General features: G+C 34.7%; 25 protein-coding genes and 1 pseudogene. 7 read left to right on the top strand and 19 right to left on the bottom strand.

All coding sequences use genetic code 11. From position 1 onward, the window contains the following. Positions 1-25 precede the first annotated feature (25 nt). On the bottom strand, positions 26-790 hold the full coding sequence (locus tag J3D55_RS03050) for a hypothetical protein (RefSeq protein WP_259127882.1): 765 nt from the start codon (positions 788-790) through the stop codon (positions 26-28). Positions 791-901: 111 nt separating this feature from the next. Beyond that, the gene (locus tag J3D55_RS03055; RefSeq protein WP_259127885.1) at positions 902-2,443 is read right to left on the bottom strand and encodes a glycine--tRNA ligase; all 1,542 of its coding nucleotides are present in this window, start codon (positions 2,441-2,443) and stop codon (positions 902-904) included. A 332-nt stretch (positions 2,444-2,775) separates the two neighbouring features. Between J3D55_RS03055 and J3D55_RS03060 the strand changes: the two genes are divergently transcribed. From J3D55_RS03060 to J3D55_RS03070, 3 genes are all read left to right on the top strand, one after another. Further along, a complete protein-coding gene (locus J3D55_RS03060) occupies positions 2,776-3,792 on the top strand; it encodes an alpha/beta hydrolase-fold protein (RefSeq protein WP_259127888.1) in 1,017 nt (338 codons plus the stop codon). A 25-nt stretch (positions 3,793-3,817) separates the two neighbouring features. After that, positions 3,818-4,513 (top strand): pseudouridine synthase, encoded by a 696-nt coding sequence (locus tag J3D55_RS03065; RefSeq protein WP_259127891.1) that lies wholly within the window; start codon positions 3,818-3,820, stop codon positions 4,511-4,513. Positions 4,514-5,049: 536 nt separating this feature from the next. Beyond that, positions 5,050-6,087 (top strand): quinone-dependent dihydroorotate dehydrogenase, encoded by a 1,038-nt coding sequence (locus J3D55_RS03070; RefSeq protein WP_259127893.1) that lies wholly within the window; start codon positions 5,050-5,052, stop codon positions 6,085-6,087. A 44-nt stretch (positions 6,088-6,131) separates the two neighbouring features. Here the strand turns inward: J3D55_RS03070 and J3D55_RS03075 are convergent, their stop codons facing one another. The 4 genes from J3D55_RS03075 to J3D55_RS03090 all read right to left on the bottom strand — a co-directional run bounded on the left by J3D55_RS03075 (position 6,132) and on the right by J3D55_RS03090 (position 10,157). Further along, complete coding sequence (locus J3D55_RS03075) at positions 6,132-7,019, bottom strand: hypothetical protein (protein ID WP_259127895.1); 888 nt, start codon at positions 7,017-7,019, stop codon at positions 6,132-6,134. Between the two features lie 27 nt (positions 7,020-7,046). Continuing rightward, positions 7,047-8,291, bottom strand: coding sequence for a DUF445 domain-containing protein (locus J3D55_RS03080; RefSeq protein ID WP_259127897.1), 1,245 nt, complete (start codon positions 8,289-8,291; stop codon positions 7,047-7,049). Positions 8,292-8,419: 128 nt separating this feature from the next. After that, positions 8,420-9,349, bottom strand: a complete 930-nt coding sequence (locus J3D55_RS03085) for an amino acid permease (RefSeq protein WP_259127899.1) — start codon at positions 9,347-9,349, stop codon at positions 8,420-8,422. Continuing rightward, the gene (locus tag J3D55_RS03090; RefSeq protein ID WP_259127901.1) at positions 9,234-10,157 is read right to left on the bottom strand and encodes an APC family permease; all 924 of its coding nucleotides are present in this window, start codon (positions 10,155-10,157) and stop codon (positions 9,234-9,236) included. Before J3D55_RS03090 ends, J3D55_RS03085 begins: the two co-directional genes overlap by 116 nt. 247 nt (positions 10,158-10,404) lie before the next feature. On the opposite strand from J3D55_RS03090, the gene J3D55_RS03095 reads away from it, so the two are divergent. From J3D55_RS03095 to J3D55_RS03105, 3 genes are read left to right on the top strand one after another with little or no spacing between them, the layout of a single operon-like run. Then, entirely contained in the window at positions 10,405-10,611 is a 207-nt protein-coding gene (locus J3D55_RS03095; protein ID WP_259127902.1) for a hypothetical protein, read from the top strand. Further along, on the top strand, positions 10,601-11,158 hold the full coding sequence (locus tag J3D55_RS03100) for a murein L,D-transpeptidase catalytic domain family protein (protein ID WP_259127904.1): 558 nt from the start codon (positions 10,601-10,603) through the stop codon (positions 11,156-11,158). The genes J3D55_RS03095 and J3D55_RS03100 overlap by 11 nt, the downstream gene beginning before the upstream one ends. A gap of 4 nt (positions 11,159-11,162) precedes the next feature. Next, positions 11,163-11,543, top strand: a complete 381-nt coding sequence (locus J3D55_RS03105; protein WP_259127905.1) for a cupin domain-containing protein — start codon at positions 11,163-11,165, stop codon at positions 11,541-11,543. Between the two features lie 76 nt (positions 11,544-11,619). Here J3D55_RS03105 and J3D55_RS03110 read toward each other — a convergent pair whose 3' ends face one another. The 13 genes and pseudogenes from J3D55_RS03110 to J3D55_RS03170 all read right to left on the bottom strand — a co-directional run bounded on the left by J3D55_RS03110 (position 11,620) and on the right by J3D55_RS03170 (position 24,470). Further along, positions 11,620-12,738: a TlpA family protein disulfide reductase gene (locus tag J3D55_RS03110; RefSeq protein ID WP_259127907.1), complete on the bottom strand. Its 1,119-nt coding sequence runs from the start codon at positions 12,736-12,738 to the stop codon at positions 11,620-11,622. Positions 12,739-12,967: 229 nt separating this feature from the next. Next, the gene (gene fabF / locus J3D55_RS03115; RefSeq protein ID WP_259127908.1) at positions 12,968-14,209 is read right to left on the bottom strand and encodes a beta-ketoacyl-ACP synthase II; all 1,242 of its coding nucleotides are present in this window, start codon (positions 14,207-14,209) and stop codon (positions 12,968-12,970) included. Positions 14,210-14,211: 2 nt separating this feature from the next. After that, positions 14,212-14,637, bottom strand: a complete 426-nt coding sequence (locus J3D55_RS03120; RefSeq protein WP_259127910.1) for a PaaI family thioesterase — start codon at positions 14,635-14,637, stop codon at positions 14,212-14,214. Positions 14,638-14,643: 6 nt separating this feature from the next. Continuing rightward, complete coding sequence (locus tag J3D55_RS03125; RefSeq protein WP_259127912.1) at positions 14,644-15,912, bottom strand: acetyl-CoA C-acetyltransferase; 1,269 nt, start codon at positions 15,910-15,912, stop codon at positions 14,644-14,646. Positions 15,913-15,922: 10 nt separating this feature from the next. Next, positions 15,923-16,531, bottom strand: coding sequence for a TetR/AcrR family transcriptional regulator (locus J3D55_RS03130; protein WP_259127914.1), 609 nt, complete (start codon positions 16,529-16,531; stop codon positions 15,923-15,925). 246 nt (positions 16,532-16,777) lie between these two features. Continuing rightward, positions 16,778-17,197 carry an OsmC family protein gene (locus J3D55_RS03135; RefSeq protein WP_259127916.1) on the bottom strand — a complete coding sequence of 140 codons (420 nt, stop codon included), beginning with the start codon at positions 17,195-17,197 and terminating at the stop codon, positions 16,778-16,780. A gap of 88 nt (positions 17,198-17,285) precedes the next feature. Beyond that, complete coding sequence (locus J3D55_RS03140) at positions 17,286-18,152, bottom strand: helix-turn-helix domain-containing protein (protein ID WP_259127917.1); 867 nt, start codon at positions 18,150-18,152, stop codon at positions 17,286-17,288. Positions 18,153-18,301: 149 nt separating this feature from the next. Further along, positions 18,302-20,969: pseudogene (locus tag J3D55_RS03145) on the bottom strand (TonB-dependent receptor domain-containing protein). A gap of 66 nt (positions 20,970-21,035) precedes the next feature. After that, the gene (locus tag J3D55_RS03150; RefSeq protein ID WP_259127919.1) at positions 21,036-21,323 is read right to left on the bottom strand and encodes a hypothetical protein; all 288 of its coding nucleotides are present in this window, start codon (positions 21,321-21,323) and stop codon (positions 21,036-21,038) included. Between the two features lie 99 nt (positions 21,324-21,422). After that, positions 21,423-21,635: a hypothetical protein gene (locus J3D55_RS03155; RefSeq protein WP_259127921.1), complete on the bottom strand. Its 213-nt coding sequence runs from the start codon at positions 21,633-21,635 to the stop codon at positions 21,423-21,425. Then, positions 21,616-22,065 carry a hypothetical protein gene (locus tag J3D55_RS03160; RefSeq protein ID WP_259127922.1) on the bottom strand — a complete coding sequence of 150 codons (450 nt, stop codon included), beginning with the start codon at positions 22,063-22,065 and terminating at the stop codon, positions 21,616-21,618. The genes J3D55_RS03155 and J3D55_RS03160 overlap by 20 nt, the downstream gene beginning before the upstream one ends. A 79-nt stretch (positions 22,066-22,144) precedes the next feature. After that, the gene (locus J3D55_RS03165; protein WP_027380477.1) at positions 22,145-22,831 is read right to left on the bottom strand and encodes a response regulator transcription factor; all 687 of its coding nucleotides are present in this window, start codon (positions 22,829-22,831) and stop codon (positions 22,145-22,147) included. 91 nt (positions 22,832-22,922) lie between these two features. Beyond that, positions 22,923-24,470, bottom strand: coding sequence for a sensor histidine kinase (locus tag J3D55_RS03170; protein ID WP_259127924.1), 1,548 nt, complete (start codon positions 24,468-24,470; stop codon positions 22,923-22,925). 203 nt (positions 24,471-24,673) lie between these two features. On the opposite strand from J3D55_RS03170, the gene J3D55_RS03175 reads away from it, so the two are divergent. Beyond that, entirely contained in the window at positions 24,674-25,159 is a 486-nt protein-coding gene (locus J3D55_RS03175) for an SRPBCC family protein (RefSeq protein WP_259127925.1), read from the top strand. Positions 25,160-25,196 lie beyond the last annotated feature (37 nt).

Raw genomic sequence — 25,196 nt, forward strand, 5'->3', positions numbered from 1 at the left:
GCTGTATTTTAAAAAAAGAATATGATTACTTGTTATATTCGTACATATAGGTATGCGAATTGGTAGCATGAAGAGAGCTTGTAAATGTCATCACTGTTTTTGTAGGAAAGTCATGACCATTATACGTATGTACAGCACTATTACCATAAGTAGCAGGTACAGCTCCTGTTTGTACAGAACTGCTGTTCACAAGATTATTAGATGCATAATCTCCTTCAAGAGAAAGCAGGAAATTGATTTTCAGATATCCTTTTATGTTTTTATAAGGATTGTTTTGCCCGTCGTACGTGTTAGTGAACGTTCTTATTACAGAACCGGGACTCCATGTTGCGATCTTTATATTTCCGTTGTTGGATAGATAAATATCATTTCCTTCTCCGTTTTTGGTGAATGTTACGTGATTATCACTTAAATATTGAAATGCTATTGTCGTAACGAGTGGAAGCGTGGAGTTGTAAGTAGTGGTTGTTTCAGATGTCACTCTTCCATTGGTATATACAAATTGTCTTTTATAAGTTAAATTCGTACCGGTATAATCTTCAGTTTTTGAAATCAAATCTCCGTTATACGTGTAAACTGTTTTTTTGTTGCCGGAAGTTTCCTCAAGCAATTTAGTTCCGTCGTATTTATACTCTGTCACATAGGTTTGATTATCCTGAGTAATTTCAGTAAATTTTGTAGGAACAATCGTTGTAGGATCTACAACTGGGTTTTCTTCTACAGAGTCATCTGATGATGAACAGTTTATAAGGGCAAATATTGCCAAAGATGAAATAATTAATTTCTTCATAGTTATTAGTTTAATGCTTTTTAATTGAGACAAAAATAATAATTTCTATGAGATAATTTTCTATTGTGGTATAAAAAAGAAAAAGCCCTGATTTCTCAAGGCTTTCGTAATCTATAATTTAGAAAGTAAATTTCTGAAGTTCGTTTTCTCATCGATAATTCTTCTCAACTCAGAAACAGGAACTCTTTCCTGCTGCATCGTGTCTCTGTCTCTTATGGTCACCGTATGATCTGTAAGAGAATCGTGATCGATCGTGATACAGTAAGGTGTCCCGATCGCATCCTGTCTTCTGTAACGTTTTCCGATCGCATCTTTTTCTTCGTAGAATAAATTGAAATCGTATTTTAAGTCGTTGAAAATTTGCTCTGCATATTCTGATAAACCATCTTTTTTCATTAATGGAAGAATCGCTGCTTTAATTGGTGCTAAAGCCGGAGGTAATGATAAAACCGTTCTTTCCGAACCGTCTTCCAATACTTCGTCTCTCAAGCAATGAGAGAATATAGAAAGGAATAATCTGTCTAAACCTACCGAAGTTTCTACAACATAAGGAACATAGTTTTCATTTCTTTCTGGATCGAAGAACTGAAGTTTTCTTCCTGAGAATTCTTCGTGAGCCTTTAAATCAAAATCTGTTCTTGAGTGAATACCTTCCAGTTCTTTAAATCCAAACGGGAAATTAAACTCAATATCAGCAGCAGCATTTGCATAATGCGCCAATTTCTCATGATCATGGAATCTGTAATTGTCGTTTCCTAAACCAAGAGCTAAATGCCAGTTCAGACGTTTTTGCTTCCATTGTTCGTAGAATTCCAATTCTGTTCCGGGAGCAACGAAAAATTGCATTTCCATTTGTTCAAATTCACGCATTCTGAAGATGAATTGTCTTGCAACGATCTCATTTCTAAATGCTTTTCCGATTTGTGCGATACCAAAAGGAAGTCTGTGACGTGATGTTTTCTGTACGTTTAAGAAATTAACAAAAATACCTTGAGCCGTTTCCGGTCTTAAATAAAGATCCATTGCAGAATCTGCAGACGCCCCTAATTTAGTTCCGAACATCAAGTTGAATTGTCTTACTTCCGTCCAGTTTTTAGAACCTGTGTCCGGATCAGCGATTTCAAGCTCTTCAATTAAAGCTTTTACATCAGCAAGATCTTCATTTTCAAGAGATTTTGCCAGTCTTGAAAGAATAGCTTCTCTTTTTGCTCTGTATTCCAAAATTTTTGGATTCGTCGCAACAAACTGATCTTTATCGAAAGAATCACCGAATCTCTTCGCTGCTTTTTCAATTTCTTTGTTTTCTTTATCTTCAATTTTCAGACAGTAATCTTCTACCAGAACATCTGCTCTGAAACGTTTTTTAGAATCTTTATTGTCAATCAATGGATCGTTGAAAGCGTCTACGTGTCCCGATGCCTTCCAAGTTGTAGGGTGCATAAGGATCGCCGAATCGATACCTACAATATTTTCGTTAAGCTGTACCATTGCTTTCCACCAATATTGTTTGATATTATTTTTTAGTTCGGCACCGTTTTGTCCATAATCATAAACTGCGGATAAACCGTCGTAGATCTCACTAGAAGGGAAAATAAAACCATATTCTTTAGCGTGAGAAATCACTTTCTTGAAAACATCTTCTTGCTTTGCCATAATTTTTTTAACGTCTGAAGTGCAAAAATAGTGAAAAAGCGGGAAGATGTGAGATGTGGGGATGAAGTTTTTAAAACACTTTCTAAACCTTCAAGGTTTTAGAAACCTTGAAGGTTTGCATAGTATAGATTTCAGGAGCCGGGAACCTGCTTTCCGCTGTATCTTTTGCTCCACTTCGTTCCACAAAAGGATGTCGCTGCAATCAGGGCTAAATCAGACAGTGAATAAAATTTCACCATTAATGTCTTAATTTGAGACAATTTGACGAAATTTGTTTTACTTAAAATTTTACAATCAAAAAATCCGGTTTTCTGATTTTAGTTTTTGTTTTATTGACGCAGCTTTTATGGTCTCAAAAAATCGCTGAAGGAAATGTAGTCACGACTTACATCACTGCCAAAACCTTACAAAATAAAGCCGGCGAAAATCCCAGACGAAGAGTTTCGGTTTATCTTCCGCCCGATTATGACAAATCGTCAAAAAAATATCCTGTCATTTATTATTTGCACGGCTTTTTCTGGAGCGATAGTTTGTTGGTAAACAGTGATAAAATCAATCATATTATTGATCGCGCAATTAATTCAAAAAAGATAAAACCGATGATTGTAGTAATGCCGAATGAAAGTACGGTTTTCAAAGGAAGTTTTTATGCCAATTCAAAATCCTCCGGAAACTGGTCAGATTTCACTTCAATTGAACTCGTCAATTTTATAGATAAAAACTACAGAACAATCGCCAACAAAGACAGTCGCGGAATTTCAGGACATTCCATGGGCGGAAATGGAGCATTGCGAAATGCTTTTCTTCATCCCGAAGTTTTTTCGTCGGTTTATGCTTTGTCTCCCGGAATTCTGGATGCTCAGTATTTTGCTTTAACAGAAATAGATTCATATAAAAATGTGGAAAAGATTAAGGAAGTAAAAGACCTTTCAAAACCTGAAAATGCAGGAGCCAATATCATTTTTGCCATCGCAAGAGCCTATAACGGAAATGAAAATAAACCTCCGTTTTTTGCAGATTTACCCTTTTCTTTTGAAGGTAATGAATTAAAAATAAATGCTTCAGTTGCAGAAGAATTGAAGAGAAATTCGACTTCAGAATTGGTTTTTTCTCAATATGAAAACATTAAAAAACTAAAGGCAATAAAATTCGATTGGGGAAGAAATGACGAACTGAAACATATTCCGCCAAGCTGTATGAATTTAAGCAAAAACCTTGAAATGTTGAAAATAAAGCATGAAGCTGAAGAGTATATCGGAACACACGGAAGCGAAGTCAGCAAAGAAAACGGAAGAATAGAAAACCAAATGCTGCCATTTTTCAATGACCATTTAAAGTTTGAGGAATAAGGATAAAAACCTCTACTTTTGTCCCATGTTAGAAATCCTTTATCGCGACGAACATCTTATTGCCATTAATAAACCAAGCGGATTGTTGGTTCATAAATCTTTTTATTCCGGAGAAGCCGATACGTATGCTATTCAGGAATTGAGAAAGCAAATTGGGCAAAAAGTTTATCCTGTACATCGGTTAGACCGAAAAACTTCGGGTGTTTTGTTGTTCACTTTAGATAAAGAAACCTTGAGAACGATGAGCGATCAGTTTGCATCACGAGAAGTTGAAAAGAAATATATAGCGATTCTACGAGGCTGGGCGAAAGAGGAAGAAACCATCGATTATGATCTGGTTAATGAAAACGAAGTCAAGCAAAACGCGATTACATATTATCATCGTTTACAGACTTCGGAAATAAAGTTGCCTTTTTTAAAACATCAAACTTCAAGATATTGTTTAGTTGAAGCCATTCCTAAAACAGGAAGATTTCATCAGTTGAGAAAGCATTTTAAGCATATTTTACATCCGATTTTAGGCTGTCGTAAACACGGTTGCAACAAGCAGAATAAGTTGTGGCTGGAAACCTTTGAGATAACAAAAATGACGCTTCACGCTCATCAATTGATTTTTAATCATCCTATTTCTAACGAAAGGATTACGGTAAATGCCACTATAGATGATGAATTCAAAAGAGTAGGAGACATTTTGAATTTCGATTTGAGTTCGTATTCGTAGGTTTTAGATTTTTATTACCATAAAGTTTGTCATCCTGGAAGGATCTAAGCATAGTGTTAGAAAATCAGATAAAAGATTCGAGTTTAGATTCCTACGGAAGGACAAATTTTGTGGTTATTTCATAATGTTGAAATAAATGACTATGACCTAGCCCCGATTGAAATGAAAATCCTTTTTTGCAAAAAAAGATTGCAATGGAAAGCGGGAAAAAGCTTCAAATAAAATCTGAAAATTTTAATTTAAACGCAAAAATTTAATTTTCTTACACTGCTGATTTTAGAGGGCAAAGGCAGATAAATTTGCCTCGCGAAGCTTGGAAATATAGCTTCATCAAATCAACTTGTTGATTCTTCTTTGCTCACTTGAATGTATATTTAAAAATAAAATCTTTGCGTTAAAAAATATCTCGCTGATTTTACAGATTACGCAGATTTTTGTGTATCATAGATGCTGTTTATAAAACATTTTTTCATAAAATATCACATGTTAACCAAAGATTAATTTTAAATTGATTATTTTTGTAAAACTTTTTTTCAATGTACAAAAGTATCATTAGACCTATTCTTTTCAAGTTTGATCCTGAAGAAGTTCATCATTTTACATTTTCAATGCTCAAAAATTTTGGATTTCTTACTCAATTATTTTTCCCAAAAACTATTGAAGACAGACGTCTGGAAAGAGAAGTTTTCGGATTAAAATTTAAAAATCCCGTAGGATTGGCTGCAGGTTTCGATAAAAATGCAGTGTTGTTCAATGAATTGGGAGATTTAGGTTTCGGATTTGTAGAAATAGGAACGGTAACTCCAAAAGCTCAAGAAGGAAATCCTAAGAAAAGATTGTTCCGTCTGATAGAAGATGGCGGAATTATCAACAGAATGGGTTTTAACAACGACGGTCTTGAAGCTGTGATCGAAAAACTGAAAGGCAATAAAGGAAAAATAATCATCGGTGGAAACATCGGAAAAAATACAGATACAAGTCCGGAAAATTATACGCAGGATTATCTGGATTGTTTTGAAGGGCTGCATTCTCACGTAGATTATTTCGTGTTGAATGTAAGCTGTCCGAATGTAGGAAGCCACGCCAAACTGGAAGATGTAGAATATCTTCGCGAGCTGATTACAGAAGTAAAGAAAATCAATCAGTCAAAATCTGTACAGAAACCCATTTTATTGAAAATCGCTCCTGATTTAAACAATCAGCAATTGGACGAAATTATTGATCTGATTGCAGAAACAAAAATTGACGGAATTGTGGTTTCGAATACATCGGTTAACAGAGAAGGTTTGAAAACGTCTCCTGAAGTTTTAGCAGAAATAGGAAACGGCGGTTTAAGCGGAAAACCTATTCGTGAGAGAAGTACAAAAATGATCAAATATCTTTCTGACAAAAGCAACAGAGCTTTCCCGATCATCGGAGTTGGTGGAATTCATTCTGCAAAAGATGCTATCGAGAAACTGGATGCAGGAGCAAGTTTAATCCAATTATATACAGGTTTCATCTACGAAGGTCCGGAATTGATCAATGAAATTAATAAAGAGCTTTTGAAAAGAGCAAGCAGATTGCCGAGATAAACAAAAAATATAAAGAAAAGAGAGTTTTTAAGCTCTCTTTTTTGTTACCTTGATTTTGTAATGGTTGCATTTTTCACATCAACCGTGAAACTATAAGCCGGAGAAACGGATGACTTTTTTACATTGAATTTTAAAATTTTTGATTCTTTCGATCTTGTTGAGGTTGTATCATAAATATTCTCAATACAGCTTTCTGTAAGGAAATCTTCATGACTTTTAAAATTCCAGTCGTTGGTAAAATAAAGAATTCTGTAGCCTTTTTCGCCGTCGCTTGCGCCGCACATTCCGCAGAAATTAAAGTTGGAAACCTCTTTGAAGTATAGTAAAATTCGATTTCCGGATTTATCCGAAGCGTAAGAAATCAGTTCGTTTCCACCAATAGGATTAATAAAATCATACGTATTTATTTTTTTGTTATTCGGCAAAATAAGATAATTATTATAACGATAAATCCTGCTGTCTTTTGTATATAATTTTGAAGAGTATTTTTTATTTCCAATACTCACGCTTCCTGCAACTTCTTTTTTATTTCCATATTCTCCATCGAAAATTAAAGTTTCTTTTGGTTGTAAAGGTTTCACGAGGCTGTCAATTTTTTCTATTAATTGAAGGCTTGTAATATTTTTATGTAATATTTTTGAATTTTTATCTTGTTGATTTCCAAAATTATAAAGATATAAATTAGCCAAATCATAAACTCCGGTCAATGGAATTTTCTTTTTGTATTTATCATAATAATACCAACCTTTTACAAAATGCTGATATTGATTGCAATCGATAATTCCGTCAAAATTAAGTTGCATGGTGATAGGATTTCCGGCGATTTCTCCCTTAAAAATCTGTGAAGAATCGGTTACTTTCTTAAGCTCAACTTTTTGACAGAGAAAAAAGGTTATGCTTAAAGAAAATAATAAAATAAAGAGTTTTTTCATGGTTTGATTTGGTTGTAGTTTAGTTTTTTAAAGGAAAAAGTTGGCGATCGTATAAATAATCAATCCTACCAATCCGCCGACCAAAGTTCCGTTGACGCGGATGAATTGCAGATCTTTTCCGACTTCGAGTTCCAGTTTTTCGCTGAGTTCTTTTCCTTGCCAGTTTCCGACGGTTGAACTGATGAGGTCGCCGAATTGATGGGTGTTTTTAAGAATATATTTATAAGCCGTTACGCGAACCCAATGATCGATTTTATTCTGAAAATTTTCGTCGGTTTTTAAATTTTCTGAAAATTCGTTCAGGTTTTTAGATAAATAATTTTTTAATGAAGATTGATCTTCCTGCAATTCTTTTTTCAACGTATTTTTAATAGAAATCCAGATGTCATTGGAATATTCTTCGAGTTTATCACCTTTTAAAAGATCGTTTTTAATGGTTTTAAATTCATCATTCCATTTCGGATCTTCTTTTAAATCAATTGAAAATTCATGAATTTTTTTGGTAATTAAATTTCTGATTTCGTGTTGAGAATCTTCTTCAATCTCTTTGAAAAAATCTGCAAGTCCGCTCGCAATTTTATCTGCAATTTTATTGTCCACAAAAGAAGGAATGAAAGTATAACTCCCTTTTTTCACACGGTCTTTTATCATTTCTTCATTTTCAGTAACATAATTTTTTATCTGTGCTGAAAGATTCGTGATGATTTTCTGATGATCGTTTTTTTCTAAAATATAACCGATTCCGTTTCCTACGATTTTATTAAGTTGAATATTATCAGTCATTTCAGAGACTTTTTTGCTGATAAAATTGCTTACCTCAGAATCATCGAGCTTGTTTAAAATATCTAAAACAATATCCGAAAGATTTTTAATTAAAACTTCCTGATTCTTCTCTTTTCCCAGCCATTCACCAACAAAGCCCGAAATTTTCAGCTTTTGAATATAAGGTCGGATATTTTGAGGCGAAAGAAAATTACTCACCACAAAACTTCCCAAATTATCACCGAGTCTTTGTTTGCTGTTTTCAATTAAGTTTGTGTGAGGAATCGGTAGCCCGAGCGGATGTCGGAACAAAGCCGTCACCGCAAACCAGTCTGCCAAAGCACCGACCATCGCCGCTTCAGAAAAGGCACGGACATATCCCATCCAATGAGAATCGTTGTTTTTTTGTAAGATTGTCGTAATAATAAAAATCACCGCCATCAAAACAAATAATCCTGTGGCAAATGCTTTATATTTTCTTAACTGTTTTCTTTTTGCTTCATCATTCATATTCTCAAATTTAGTAATGAAATTGATATGTTGACAACTTATTTACATCAAAAAACAATCCATATTACAGAAAAAATGTATTATACAAAAATGCGGAAATGTATTCTGCATTTTATTATCAATAGTATTTATAAAATAAGTCTTACACCTCCCAAATCCTCAACTCTGTGGCTAAAACGTTCTCCTGGTGAAGAAATGAACATGAAGTTTTTAGGAATGTTCCAACGGATGCTAAGTTCATCAACTTTTTGAGGAGTAAATTGTCCTTCTTCAATGATGTATTCCATATCCACCTCCGGATAAGCCCGGTCCAGCGCGTCAAAATCAGAAAGAAATTGATGGGTAGGATTTTGATATTCTTCCAACACAGAGACGATTTTTATTCTGTTGGTCACTTCATTTTCATGAAGATACATCATTACTTTATTGAGGGTAGAAATATCATCCCCTTTAGAGAAAAATACAAATTGCTGCTCGGTAAGCCTGTTGATAGAGAGATTTAAAGACCTTTCGCCTTTAATGATATGCTTTCTGTAGCTTTTTTTGGTAGACTTGAGTATTTTAGCGATAAAAAACATGATGTCTTTTCTTCCCAACATTGCCGTAACGATTAATATGGAAGGAAAGAAATAGGTGAGAAATGTAAGGAGATAAGCTGGTTTGGTTTTAATATTTCCGTAAATAGCGACGATTACAGCAATTAAAGCTATCAAAACTGAAATGGGTGACGCATACTCCGGTCTGGGAAGTCGGGCACGACGTATTTTCAATAAGATATTTCCAATGGCAAAAAAAGCCATGACGGTAAGAAAAGAGAGCGCATAAACTCCTGCTAAAGGTCCGATTTCTCCATTGGTAACCAACAGAACCGATACACACAGCAAAAAGAATAATATTAAAATTCTATACGTACTTCCTTTTTTGTTTTCTTTTAAAAAATAATTAGGAAGAATCCTGTCCAGCGTCATTCTTTTTATCAAGCCGTTTACTCCGACAAAAGAGGTAAGAACAGCTCCACTTAAAACTAATACAGCGTTTACAGAAATAATTGTTGCCAATATTTTTCCGCCAGTAAGTTTCTGCCATATGAGAGAGGAATGAGTTTTTGTATTCACTCACTTCAGAAAGCGGCATGATTCCTATTGCTAAAATAGCCATTAAAGGATTAAGCACTGAAACGGCGATCCACATATTTTTCAAAGTTTTTGGGAAAACTCCGGGTTTTTGTTCTTCCACGAAATTGGCAGAACTTTCAAATCCTGAAATTCCAAGCATTGCCGCACTGAATCCTAATATTAATGCTTTAAAAATTCCTCCGCTTTGTAAAGGCATATGCCAGTTTTGAATGAAGAAATCAACCCCGTGATTTACTATAAAAATGCCACAGAAAATAATGAGAACAAGCATACATGTTATATGCAAAATAAAGATAATTAAAGCTACAATAGCACTTTCTGAAATTCCCTGTACAGTAAGTAATAAAAACAATAATAACAAACCAAGAGTAGCCAGAACGACATTGAAACTCGGAAAAATATGATGTAAATAATGCATCCCTTCAGATGCCGAGATTACTGCGGTTGCCATATAAGATAATATAGTAAGAGTGGCTGCAATGGCAGCATTGTTTTTGGAAGACGAATTAAGGAGAACGTTATAAGCTCCGCCATTCAAAGGAAGCGCGCCGACAACTTCACTATATATTTTCCTGAATAAAAAAAGAGTTCCAGCTACCATGAGCAGCGAAATCCATGCATATTGTCCGGCAACTCCTATGGTAAGTGCAGACACATATAAAACGGATGAGGTAATATCATTTCCACAAATAGCCGTTGCGTTCCATTCGCCAAGTTTCTTGTGAGACATATCAATGTGTTTTTTTAATTAAATTTTTAATTTTTCTTTTTGCTAATGTATCATTTATAAAATATAAAGCACCTTAAAACAGAATTGTTTTACCAATGAAAGTTAATGATTTAATAGATTTTATCTAAAATGTGTTGCATAGCTATTGTTAAAAAATATTAAATTGAGTTAAACTTTACTGTTTCAACTGGTTGATAATTATGTTTTTATACATTTGCAGACTGAAATCTAATTAACATAATATTGAATGAAGGGATTATTTAGCTTATTAGGTGCTGTATATTTAATCACAACCTCTTTTTATCTTTCTCCTGAGAAAAAGGAAATAAAGAAGGAAAATATCTCCACCAAAAAAATTGAAAGATTAGCCGACACAAAACCTGAAAAGAATACAAGATCTTCATCAGAAGAATTATTCAAGGCGATTACGTTTGAACCGGGACATGAAACTTAACGAAGAAGTTTTCTTTAAAGCTTTAACAGGTTTTGAAAATTTGAAGAAAGCTGGTTTGCTTAATTCGGAGTCGCATTTACTTACAGTATGTGATTTTTCTATGTCCTCGAATACGAAAAGACTTTGGGTGATTGATATGAATGAGAAAAAAGTATTATTTAATTCTCTTGTTGCTCACGGGAAAAATACGGGTGAAGAATTTGCCACCAATTTTTCAAATACAGAGAGCTCACTTCAAAGCAGCTTAGGATTTTATATCACAGATGCTACTTATGACGGAGATAACGGATATTCTCTGAGATTATTGGGAATGGACAAAGGCTTCAACGACGCTGCATACAAAAGAGCAGTGGTGATGCATGGAGCAGATTATGTAAGTGAAGAATTTGCAGCAATGCACAAAAGAATCGGAAGAAGTTGGGGTTGTCCTGCTATTCCGAAAGATCTTACACAACCAATTATTAACACGATAAAAGGAAGAAATTGCCTTTTTATTTACTATCCCGATCAGAATTATCTTTCTAAATCGGAATGGTTAAAAGCTTAATTGTATGACTGATACTTCGGAGTTTATTGCTGCTGTAAGACTGAGAAATAATCCAGATGGAAAATCTACGTTTGAAATAGGGAAAATCCCTACTTTGAAACCAATGAATACGACAACCTTCTGGATCAATAATAAAACCGAAGAATGGGAAAAAATTACACATCCTGCCCCAAGAAGGCAATATGTGGTGACGCTGAAAGGAATGATCAGATTTAAAGTAAGCGATGGATCAACATTTCTTATTGAGCCCGGAATTATTCTTCTGGCGGAAGACGTTGAAGGAGAAGGTCACAGTTGGGAAATAGTAGAAGGTGAAAAATGGGAGAGACTCTATATTCCGATTGTTGAAAATGCAGAGGATTTTTTTATTCCAAATTCGCAATAGAAAAATTCTTTCAAATTTATTTTTACTAGAATTAATTGATTTATAAATAGAAAAGCAGCCAAATTTTGACTGCTTTTTATTTTAAATATTCAGTCATTTTCTTTTTTACTTCTTCGATATCGCCCATACTTCTTGCAATTATTTTTCCATCTTTATCAATTAAAAAATATAAAGGATAGGACGTGGCATTTACTTTCTTCTGAAAATCTTTATTACGATCAAAAAAATTGGTCCATGTTACGTTGTTTTTTTTCAGAATATTTTTCGCCAACTGCATTCTTTCAGTTTTATTTTCATCTGTTATTGTTATAAAATTTACATTTTTAAATTCTTCATGCAAAGCCACAATTTCAGGCATGCTTTTTATACATGGTGCACAACTTGTAGACCAATAATCGATAAATGTTAAACTATATTTTTTAAAATCTTCAGTCATTAATTTGTTTTGTTTATCAAAATAAATATCAGGAATTTTGTTGCCAATAGCGGTTAAACTTTCGGATTTTAAGCGACTTTCTATATTTTTGAACAGTTTATTTTCTTTAAATTTTGTTGAAAATAATTTCATGTTTTTTAAATAGTCAGAATGATAATTGTACAGCGTGTAATCATTCAGAATTTCCCATAATGCAGCATATGAATCGGATCTTTTTTTGATGTATTCGCCTAAGATTTTTTGTTTTTCTTTTAAGCTTATCAGACTGTCCATTTCATAAGGCTTTTTAGATTTTACATAGACAGGCTCTAAAGTTTTTTGCAAATTTTTGTAATCGAGATTTGTTGGTGATTCAATATTTATTTCTAAACCATTACTGAGGCTTGGCAAATCGATTTTATATTTTCCTTTTTCAAGAAAAAATATTTTAGAGCTCGAAGCAGATTTATTTTTTTTATCTAAATGGACAAAAGAGACTGGTTGCGGATATTCTATAAAACCATTAATTGTATTTTCTTTTTGAATTTTTAAATAATATACAGAGTGATCCATTGTAATCTTTTGCCCAAAATCTGAAACGTTTTTATTCGGAGATATTTTAAAAGTATAAAGATCACCAAACCCGTTTCTTGTGGAAGGAGCTCCAAACATTAGGCTATCATTAATATAGGAATTTGCTGTAAGATTTATTTCAAAATTATTTTGAGAATAAATGAAATTGGAAATAAAAATCAGAAAGATGCAATTAATTTTTTTCATAAAATTAGTTTGTGCCGTTATGCTAACTTACAAAAAATTAGATACATAAAAAATCCTTGCGCTTTGAAAACACAAAGACTATTTTTTTATTAAACTCTACACTCCAATTGTCATTCTAACGAAGGAAGAATCTAAAATATTTATTTTTATCTCTCACAGATTTAGCAAATTATTATATTAAAAAATCTGCGTCATCAGCTAAATCCGCGAGAGAATTAATTATTAAGAATTAAGAAAACTTCTTGAAAACCAAAGTAGCATTATGTCCTCCAAAACCAAAAGCATTACTTAAAGCAAAATTGATATCCTTTTCTTTAGCTTCTCCAAAAACAATATTCACATCTTTCGGGATATTTTCATCAATTTTATGAAGATTGATTGTTGGTGGAATAATTCCGTTTTCAATAGCTTTAATTGAAAGAATAGCTTCCGCCGCTCCTGCTGCTCCCAACAAATGTCCTGTCATCGATTTTGTTCCGCTGATGTCAAGGTTTTTACTTCCGTTGAATAATTTGCTGATCCCTCTTAATTCAACCAAATCTCCCATTGGAGTAGACGTTGCGTGAGGATTTAAATAATCAATATCTTCCACATTTGCACCTGCTTCATCAAGGGCTAATTGCATGGCTTTTATCGCTCCAACTCCATCCGGATGAGGTGCGGTCATGTGATACGCATCGGCGGTCATTGCTGCTCCTACCAATTCTGCGTATATTTTTGCGCCTCTCGCTTTTGCATGTTCATATTCTTCCAAGATCAATGATCCTGCTCCTTCACCCATTACAAAACCGTCTCTGTCTGCATCATAAGGACGACTTGCTGTTGCAAAATCATCATTTCTTGTTGACATCGCTTTCATAATAGAGAATCCTCCGATGGAAGATGGTGTAATTGCTGCTTCAGAACCACCACTTACAATCACTTTTGCTTTTCCGAGACGGATATAGTTGAAAGCATCCATTATAGCTGTATTTCCTGTTGCGCAGGCTGAAATCGTAGTATAATTAATTCCTTGAAGTCCAAATTTCATAGAAATCATTCCTGAAGCCATATTCGCAATAAATTTAGGAACGAAAAACGGATTAAAACGAGGCGTTCCGTCACCTTTTGTGAATTCTGCAACCTCACTTTCGAAAGTCCACATTCCACCTTGTCCTGTTCCCCAGATGACACCGGTATCAAACGGATCCATATTTTCCAGCTCAAGTCCCGAATCTTTAAGCGCTTCTGCCGTTGAATACATTGCGTATTGGGAAAACAGATCACTTCTTTTTATTTCCTGGTGTGTTAAATGAACTTTCGGATCAAAATTTTTCACCTCACAGGCAAAATTTAACTTAAACTTTTCTGTATCGAAATGGGTTATTTTATTTGCCCCGCTTACTCCATTAATGCTGTTTTGCCAAAATTCTTCGATATTATTTCCCAAAGGCGTCACTGCGCCGAGTCCTGTAATGACAACTCTTTTCATACTTAATTATTGATTTTGAATAAATTGGAGGTTCCTCTTGCAATAAGTCTTGTTTTGTCTGCATTCCATATCTCGCACTGTGCATTTACAAATTGCTTTCCTCTTTTAATGATTTTAGTTTCAGCTACAATATTATCATTTTCTTTTGCGGTTGAAAAATAATCAATCACATTATTGATGGTCGTCATAAAAGAATTTTCGTTTAAAGAAAACATCGTTGCTCCGATAACATCGTCAACAATTGCGGCTGTTATTCCGCCATGAAGATTTCCGATCGGGTTCAGCCATTCCGGTCTTATAGTGTATTGAAATTCCAGTTGTCCTTCTTCTGCAGAAAGGATAATGGGATTAAGCCATTTCATAAAAGGAGAGGGCGATTGATCAAATTCTTTCCCGATGAATTGTTTTAATTGTGCTAATCTATCCATATCTGTTTATTTTTCTAAAATCATCGTCACGCCTTGTCCACGAGCGGCACAAATTGAAATAAATCCTTTTCCGCTTCCTTTTTCGTGTAAAATTTTTGCCAGCGTCCCGATAATTCTTCCGCCTGTTGCTGCAAATGGATGTGCTACAGCGAGACTTCCGCCTTTTACGTTTAATTTATTTCGATCGATTTTTCCTAATGCTTTTTCCAAACCGAATTTTTTAGCCAAATCATCATTTTCCCAGATTTTTAAAGTGGCTAAAACCTGCGCTGCAAATGCTTCATGGATTTCATAATAATCAAAATCTTCTAAGCTCATTCCTGCTTTTTTAAGCATTCTGTCCGCCGCAAAAACGGGAGCGAGAAGTAAGTCTTGCTTATTTTCAACATATTCAATTCCTGCAACTTCGGAAAAAGTGATATACGCTAAAATCGGTAAATTATTCGCTTTTGCCCATTCTTCACTCGCCAACAAAACCGCAGAAGCTCCATCGGTAAAAGGGGTGGAATTTCCGGCTGTTAATGTTCCGTTTTGTTTGTCGAAAGCGGGTTTTAAAGTAGCTAATTTTTCTAAACTCGTGTCACGACGAAGATTATTGTCTTTGTCTAAACCAAAAGCTGGCGTGATCATATCATTAAAGAATCCTTCATCATACGCTTTTGCCATATTTTGATGACTTTTAAAAGCCAATTCATCCTGATCTTCACGGGAAATCTGATAATATTTTGCAGTGATTTCTGTGTGACCGCCCATTACCAAACCTGTTTTGGGTTCTTGCCCTTTGTAAGGAATCGGCATCCAGTCTTTCAGTTTTGGACTTAATAATTGCTTGAGTTTTCCAAAAGCAGACTTTTCTTTATTGGCTTTTAATAAAGCTTTTCTTAATCTTGGTGAAGACTCAAAAGGGATGTTGCTCATCGCTTCAACGCCACATGCAATTCCGCTTTCGATTTGTCCTAAAGCAATTTTGTTTCCGATGTATACTGCGGCTTCGATTCCTGTATCACACGCTTGCTGAAGATCGCACGCGGGAGTTCCGGGATCGAGAGAAGTATTCATAACCGTTTCTCTGATGAGGTTGCTTTCAGAAATATGCTTAATCGTCGCTCCTCCGGCAACTTCGCCGAGAAGTTTTCCTTTAAGGCTGTATCGATTGATTAAACCATTCAGAGCGGAAAGCAGTAAATCCTGATTTCCTTTGTCTGCGTAAGCTGTATTCATTCTGGCAAACGGAATTCTGTTGTATCCTACAATTGCCACTTTTTTTGTTTCCATATGATGAAGTTTATGATGGAAGGAGTTTTAATTCTTTATCAATAATCAATAAAATTCTGTCTAAAGCAAGGTTGAGATATTTTTCATCGCCTGTCGTTTTGGAAAGTAAAATTCCGCCTTCGACAAGCATAATAAATAATGATCCGAATTCTTCAGCATTTACATTTTCATGAATTTCTCCATCTTTTTGACCTTTAATAATAACTTTCGTAATGTTTTTTATCCAGCCTTCAAAAGATTCTGTGACTTGCTTTTTTAATTTCGGAAAAGTGTCATCGGCTTCGGTTGCGGCGTTCATCAAAGGACAACCTCCGGTTTCGAAAACAAAAGGCCAGCTTTTACGATAAAAATTAACAAAAGCATATAATTTGTCAATAGTGGTCGGAAATTCTTCTCCAAGCGATCGGGACATACTTTTCCCCAACAAACCTGAGTTGTATTTGTAAACCTCAAGCGCAACTTCATCTTTATTTTCAAAATTTCCGTAGATACTTCCTTTCGTCAATCCTGTTGCTTCTGTAATGTCGGAAAGAGACGTGGAAATATAGCCTTTGGTATTGAACAAAGATGCCGTTTTTTCAATAATGAATTGTTTTGTCTTTTCTGCTTTCGTTGACATTGTCAATTAATTATGATACAAAGATACAAAAAATATACCGATTGGTATATTTTGTTTTAAGATTAAGTCTGAGCTGTTGAATAAACTCAGACGTAATTATTATTTTCTGTGCGTCCAGTTTGTGATTTCGATAGGAATCTAGACATTATTTTTAAAATTTTATTTCTATTAAATGTTTGCTTAGATTCCTAAAGAATGACAAAAATGGTGTTTTACTTTTGCGTAAAATGTTTCTTACGATTAAAATTAATTCGCCAAAGTAGCATTCAAAGTAATCTCAAAGTTGAAAGCTGCACTTACAGGGCATCCTTCTTCTGCGATTTTAGCATATTTTTGAAAATCTTCTTCAGAAAGTCCCGGAACTTTTGCTGTTAAAGTCAATTCAGATTTTGTAATTTTTCCGATGTTTGGATCAAGAGTGATGACAGAAGTTGTTTTTAATTCTTCAGGAGTAAAACCAGCCTGAGAAAGCTCTGCGCTTAATTTCATCGTGAAACATCCTGCGTGAGCGGCTGCCAATAATTCTTCAGGGTTTGTTCCCACTCCGTCAGCAAAACGGCTGTTGAAAGAATATTGCGTTTCGTTCAAAGTCGTGCTTTGAGTTGTGATGTGTCCGTTTCCTTCTTTAATGTTACCGTTCCAAACGGCTGTTGCGTTACGTCTCATAATGTTTGTTTTTGTTTATTTAATGTTGTTTGTTTTTGATGATACAAAGATATGTCGGATATACGTTTAAATAAATAGATAAAAAGACCTAAGTATTGTACTTTTTTCCCGAAGTGTAATTTCTTTTGAAGTTTGTCGGAGTGCTTCCGATTTTATTGGTGAAAAGTCGGTTAAAATAAGCCGGATCTTCATAACCAAGATTGTAGGCAATTTCTTTAACGGGTTTATCGGTATAGAACAATAACCTTTTGGCTTCCAACAGAATTCGATTGATGATAAACTGATTCGGAGAGTCTAGATTTAAGTTTTTGAATTTATGAGTCAACGTTTTTGGAGCGATGTGAAGCAGATCTGCATAATCTGCAACATTGTGCTTTTCTCTGAAATGAATTTCCAGATGTCTGCTGAAATCACGGAAAACATCCAATTCGTTACTCGGAATTCTCACGTTATCATTATCAATATTTTGTTTTTTCCACTTTCTGGTGGCGCGAATGATGATTTGTTTCACATAAGTTCGGATCATTTCTTCGGCTGAAGAATCTTTCCATTCCAGTTCATCTTTTATATTTTGAAATAAATCTTTTACGATAATCGCTTCCCGATCTTCAAGTTCTACATTAGGGATTTCAAAAACATTATGAAAAAGAAGTCCGTCACAAGCAACTTCTTTATCATGAATCTGAATGCAGTAAAAATCGCGGTTGTAATGCAAAAGCACAGATTCGCCTTCTGCTTTTTCAATATTCAGAAGTTGGTTGGTAAGAAAAAATAAGGAAGGTCTTTGGGTTTTGTAATGATTAAAATCCACCGTTAATTCATAACCCGCAGGAACAAAAAGAACTTTGATGTCCGTCCGAAACTTATTTTCATTGAAATTCTCCACATTTTCTTCCGAAAAAATACTGAAGCCGAATTTTTTGTAATTATCTTCAAAAATAAGGGTTTCTAACATGTCGTAAGTTTAGTTAAAGATACAAAAAAGCATGATTTCATAATCATTAAATTATTGAAACCATGCTTAAATTTTTTTAATTTCCCACAGATTACACAAATTTATTTCTGTGAGATTAGTGTGATCTGTGGGGGATTTTATTCTTAAAATTAAAAAGTAACGTCCAATCCAACGTAAAGATTAGCCTTCATAATGGGTGCATAAACCATTCCGCCATCAAAATAATTTCCGAACGGGTTTTTAAAATCCACAATCGCATTTTTTTGATAATAAGAAGTCAGGTTTTCACCTCCCAAATAGGCTCTCAATTTTTTATTGAAATTTCTTGAGATCTGTGCATTTAATACTGCATAAGATTCAGAATAGGTTGGTAACTGAAATTCTTCAGGATTTGTTGAAGTGTTCGGAAGTCTTTGTTTTCCGACCCAGTTTAAAGTCGTGTCAAAACTCCAGAATCCGCCGTTGTTATTTTTATTTGTCGAATACGCCAGATTCAGAAAACCTCTGTGTTTTGCCATAAACGGAACTTCTCGTCTTCCATCTAAATAATCTGCCTGAACATCATAATATTTGTAAGCTAATCTTACATCAAAATTTTTGAAAGGTGTAAAATCCCACTGCGTCTGAAATGAATTGGCGAAAGATTTTCCTTCCAGATTGTAAAATGTCAATTGCTGAGGCGATTTGTCTAAATCCACCAAAACCTGATCCTGGAAATCGGTTCTGAAAAAATCGGCTACAATTGAAGATTTTCTTCCAAAAAGCTTGAATTCCTGTTGTAAACTGACGCCGTAATTCCAAGCGATTTCGGGTTTTAAACCATAAATATTTCCTCCGTTTTGTAAGATTTGAATACTACGATTTGATGCAAAATATTGTTGGTTTTCCGCAAAAACATTTGCCGTTCTGAAACCTCTTCCCGCAGAAAGTCTTACAATAGTTTGTGGTGTAATGTCATATTTAAAATTCATTCTTGGCGTAAACTGCGTTCCAGCCAAATTATGAAAATCTGCTCTTGCTCCTGTAACCAACGTATATTTTAAACCTGTCAACGTATATTCTGCAAAAATCCCGGGAACAATCTCGTTTCGCTTAAAATTATCAATCAGATATGTTTCTTCATAACCGTCATACATAAAACTCGCTCCGGCTTTATATTTATGATTCGTATTTCCCAAAATACTTTCAAAAATTAAGTTTGAATAATACGTATGCTGCTTTCCGGAATAATTTCTCAAACCAAAAAAGCTATCCTGTTGATGATAAACATATTGGTTCATCCAGCCCAAACTTTGGTAAGGTTTTCCTTTAAAAACATATCCCGTTTTATTCCAAACCTGAAATCTTGAAATATCAATTCCGACTCCGTAAGCAGTTTGTTCGTTTTGGTCTAAGCTTTTATTGAAGGCAGTTTGTCCTGCAGTTTCTTTCATCTTTAATGAAATTAATTCCGAAATGCGAACCAAATCCTGATTTTTCCAAATCATTGTAATTCAATAAATAAGCTGCATTGATCTGAGTTCCTTTCGGGCGATCGAGAAAACCGTCATCGTTCATATCGGTATTCCCAAAAGTTCCGTTTCCGTGAAGTAAAAACGTTTGCGACCATTTTTCGTCGATGCGGGAAACGCTTGTGATGTTGGCTTCGGCTCTTCCGTTAAAATCTGCGAAAAGATTTAATGAAGTTTCAGGTTGATCGGCATTTTTTAAAAACTCGGTGTTTATTTGTCCTGTAATGCTTTCATAGCCGTTGGTTACCGTACTTCCGCCTTTTGTCAGCTGAATACTTTCGATCCATCTTCCGGGAATGAAATTTAAACCATAAGCAGAAGCAAGACCTCTAATTTCGGGCAACAATTCTTTCGTTAAACTCGTATATTTCTGGTCTAAACCGAGCATTTTTAGCTGTTTTGTCCCTGTCACCGCATTACTGAAAGAAACATCAACGGTTGCATTGGTTTCAAAGCTTTCTGATAAATTACAGCAAGCTGCTTTTAACAGTTCTTTTCTGTCAATATTAAAAACCAATCCCGCTTCTTTTTTGTTTAAAGATGTGGCTGCTTTTGAACCTGTGACCGTAACTCCTTCAATACGTTTTTCATTTTCATCAGAAGAATTATGATCGGAATGTTCAGATTTTTCGCCTTCTTCAGAATGTACTTTCGGATTGGCTTCACCAAAAGGTATTTCTCTGTCATAAAGGCAACAAGAAGGCAAATTTTTGTACGTATTATCTTTTGATTTATACTTTTCGTTGTCGTGACCGACGTCTGCAATTTTCTTTAAAATTTTATCTGAAGAAGTCTTTTTTGAATCAAAATTTAAGAGAACAGTTTGTGTTTCTGCGCTCCATTCTGCGGAATCTGCACCGGCATCTTTCGCTGCCTTTTCAATTCTTGCTTTACAAGATTCGCAGTTGCCTTTTACATAAAATTCATTCTCTTTTTTTGAATGAAGATCATGGTTTTCTACACTTGAAGTTGGTACATCTCTTTCGTAATGACAACATTCCGGAAGTGCTTCATAATTGGCGTCCGTTGATTTAAATTTTTCGCTGTCATGACCGGCTTCAGCCACTTTTTTTAAGATATTGTCTGTGGAAACATTGTTATCCGTTTCTAAGGTTAAAGTTTGTGAATCGACAGAATATCTCGCTTCATTTGCACCTGCTTTTTTGGCGGTACTTTCAATTCTTTCTTTACACATTTCGCAGTTTCCTTTTACTTTAAACTGGTTTTTAGAAAGATTTTGAGCGAAAATAAATGGTGCAGATAATAAGAATATACCAAGAATAATCCTGGAAATATATAATTTCATTTTGTTTAAAATTTAGATTAATTAAAAAACAGTTCACTAAAAATTAATGAACTTTTGTTGATTGAATTAACCTATTTTCGGCGGTTGCCAAATCTCTTTTAAACGGCTGGAAAGGTATGGGTCGGAATATTCGAACTGAGAATTCTTATTGGATTTATAATAAGAATATTCCAGCTGTAAACTTTTTGAAAAAGGAGTTTCTATAAAAGTATAACATGCAGCACAGGTTGAGCAACAATCATCATTGCAAGAAGATTTTTGCTCTTTTTTGCTGTGATTATCTTTAGAATGTTCTTTGTGGTCGTTTTTACAACAATCCATTCCGCTCTGTGATTTGCAGCATATTTCCTGCATATTTTGAGCATAGAAACTATCTTTAGGAATTAAGAAAATTCCTAAGCAGAAAATAATAGATATGATCTGAAATAACTTCACTGCTGCAAAAATACGAAATTATGGTAAGGTTTCTCCCACTTTTACAGCACAATTATGCCAAGGTTCTCCATGTGGAGGATTAACTGCAGGTTTAGGACCTGTAGGAGCCGGCGTTGGAGCGGGAGTCGGTGTGTTTTGGGCTACAGTCTGTACTTGTTGTTGAACTGGAACGGGTTTACTGTTCAAAGGCTGCCCAACTTGGATGTCACATCTATGTCCCGGTTTCTCCATGAGGAGGGTTCATTCCCGGAGCTGTTTTTACGGTTTTTGCTTTACCGTTTTCCATGGTGAATTTCCCCGGTTGTACAGAATTGGGATCAATTTGTACGGTTTGTCCTTGATTGGTATTAACGGTTACGTTCTGAGTTCCCTGTTGTGGAACAGGTTTGCTGTTCAAAGGTTGTCCAACAGGAATGTCGCATCTGTGACCGGGTTGTCCGTGAGGTGGATTCATTCCGGGTGCAGTAACTGCTGCGGTTGGAGCTACATTTTGAGTAGACTGAATTCCAGCCTGATCCAAAAGAGAAGGTTTTGGGGCGTTATTCACTGGAACAGGCTGTTGAATGGCTGCTTCTTCTGTTAAATAAGTTGCTCTTTCGTCTTTTTTACAAGAAACTGTCAGTATTGAGATGGCAATTACGCCTAAAAATGTGTTCTTCATATCCTTTTGGTATAAAACAAAATTAGCAAAACATTTTTAATTGCTTTGCTAATTTTATATTTATGATACTATTTTAGAATTAATTCTTAACCAAAAGTCTGAATCCTTCCCCGTGAACATTGATAATTTCCAAACCTTCGTCGTCTTTTAAAAGCTTACGAAGTTTTGCGATATAAACGTCCATACTTCTTGCGGTAAAGTAGTTTTCTTTCTTCCAGATTTTTCTTAGCGCAAGATCTCTCGGCATAAAATCGTTTCTGTGGATGCAAAGAAGCTTCAACAGTTCGTTTTCTTTTGGAGAAAGTTTGTATTCGTTATCACCAACTCTCAATTGTCTCAACATAGAATCGAAGAAAATATTACTGATCTTGAATTGCTCCTGCTCTTCATTTTCCAAGGTAGAACTTCTCTGAAGAATTGCTTTTATTTTATATAGAAGTAGCTCAGTATCAAATGGTTTTGTGATGTAGTCATCTGCTCCCAGCTGATAGCCTTTTAAAATATCTTCTCTCATGTTTCTTGCGGTAAGGAAAATGATCGGCGTATTTTTATCTATTTTTTTTACGTCTTCTGCCAATGAGAATCCGTCTTTTTTAGGCATCATTACGTCGAAAATACAGATGTCAAATTCATTTTCTGTAAATTCTTTCAATCCTTGTTCACCATCTGTGGCAAGAGTAACTTCGAAATTATTTATCGTTAAATAATCCTTCAACACTGCCCCGAAACTTTGGTCGTCTTCTACTAATAATATTCTGTTGCTCATAGTTTTAACTAATTAATAATTAATGATTAAGAATGAACATCGTCACTCTTGTCTTCTTATATTCTGTTTATTGGTTGCTATTTTGTTTATTTTAACTCATGGGCAGTTTTATCGTAAACGTACTTCCCTGATCTTTATGGGAGTCTACAATGATCTGACCTTTATGGAGTTCTACAATTTTTTTAACGTAAGAAAGTCCTAAACCTTGTCCTTTCACATTATGGATATTTCCGGTTTCTTCTCTAAAGAATTTTTCGAAAATCTTTGTTTTATTCTGGGTTTCCATTCCCATTCCTTTGTCGGAAATTTCGATGACGTACCAATGCCCTTCATTATTGGTTTTAATACTAATTTCAGGTGCTTCCGGAGAATATTTATTGGCATTGTCCAAAAGATTCACCAGCATATTTGAAATATGAAATTCGTCTATTTTGAAGGTGTAATTTGTAGCATTAAATTCCTGTATTAGAGTTCCGTTTCTTTGCTGTATAATCAGATTGAAGGATTCTGTTGTTGTTCGGATCAGCTCTCTTACGTTGGCTTCTTTTAAGAATAGTTTTACCTCATTCCTTTCAAGTTTAGACATATTCAGGACGTTTTCTACCTGTTTTTTCATCCTCAGATTTTCCTGTTTGATAAGGTGCGAATAGTATTTAACCTTATCAGGATTCGTCGCGATTTTATCATTCGCCAAAGAATCTGTCGCCACAGAAATCGTTGCTAACGGAGTTTTAAATTCATGAGACATGTTGTTAATGAAATCCGTTTTCACTTCCGCCAGCTTTTTCTGCCTCATCATATAATTAATGGAAATAATATAAATCCCCAAAATCGTCAGCAATGAGAGAAATGTACCTAAAAGCATCGGCCAGTTGTTCATTGCCAAGGAATATTCTTTTTTCGGAAAAACTAAGGCTAAGCTGTACAAAGTTCTTTCTTTTGAGTCTGTAAAAAGAGGATAATTGTACGTATTGTTGTCTTTTTTCTCCTTGTAAAGTTTGTTGACAACGCTTGTGAGTGTATTGTTCTTATCCGTAATTCCATATCCGAATGTCGCGGAAATTCCCCTTATCCTCAATTCTTTTGTAATAACGGAATCCAGAATTTTTTCATCAACCCTTTTTGTGATGGGTAAATTGTTTCCATTCACTTTCACAAATTCTTTCATGGCATAATCGCCATTCTCGATGTCTCGGTTAAGATCGGCTGTCAAAAGTTCGCGACTTGTAGTGTCTCTTTTTATTTTGTAGGCAGCTTCATCGGAATATAAAGTGGTTAATTTTAAAGAATCTCCTTTTTGGGATAATGGAAGCTGGTTTTTTTCAATAATGCTTTTTGAATAAACAATCTGTCTCTGTGTACCGGAATCTTCCACCTGTTGAATGGTCGTTAAAGATGGTTGGCTGCTATTGGCAAGAATATTTGTTCTGAAATCTTTATTGTCTTCATTCAGGTATTTGTTGACCTCGATTTCACCAATGGTTTTTGAAGTATTTTCTAATGCAGAATATACTTTGGAAGAAAAATCCTGATCCAATGCACCATAATAACGTTTCAGCCAATAAAATTGGAGCGTGACGAAGACAATCAACGAGATCGTCATAAACACCGAAATTATTGGGATGAATTTATTATTCATTTACTATATTTTATAAATTTATTAAAGCGAGTGTTAAAATTAATTATTTTAAGACTAGATAAACAAAAAACGAGCCAAAAAATTGTGTTATTATTCTTAAAAGTATGTTTTTTAACATTTAATTATAAATTTTTGAATACTTGTCCTATGGAAAGTGTTGTAAAAGAAGAAAAAAGTAGCTTTGTGTAAACAAAATATTATTTATGGAATCTAATATCATTTTTAACAAAGATTTTGATTCGAGCAGTGTTTATGTAATGAAAATCTATGACGCTGAAGTTTCAAAAGTGTGGGATTATTTTACAAAGTCTGAATTATTGAACGAATGGTGGGCTCCAAAACCCTGGAAATGTGAAACGAAAAGTCAGAATTTTGCAGAAGGCGGAATTTGGCTGTACTCAATGGTCGGTCCGGAAGGAGAAAGACATTATGCGCAGGTGAAGTACGGCGAAATTATGGAGCACAGAAGTTTCGACGGTACAGATACTTTTTGCGATGAAAACGGAAATGTAAACCCAGATTTTCCGGAAGCAAAATGGCTGTTTGGCTTTACAGGAGTGGAAGAAGGAACAAAAGTAACGGTGAATATCCACTTTCCGAACTCTGAAGCGATGACAAAATTGATTGAAATGGGATTTGAGGAAGGTTTCAAAATGGGACTAAACCAATTGGAAGATATTTTGAAATGATTTTTTTAACCATTAAGATTTTATTTAATAAGTTTAG

Origin of the sequence: Chryseobacterium ginsenosidimutans (assembly GCF_024807225.1) — a bacterium.
GTDB classification, from domain to species: domain Bacteria; phylum Bacteroidota; class Bacteroidia; order Flavobacteriales; family Weeksellaceae; genus Chryseobacterium; species Chryseobacterium ginsenosidimutans.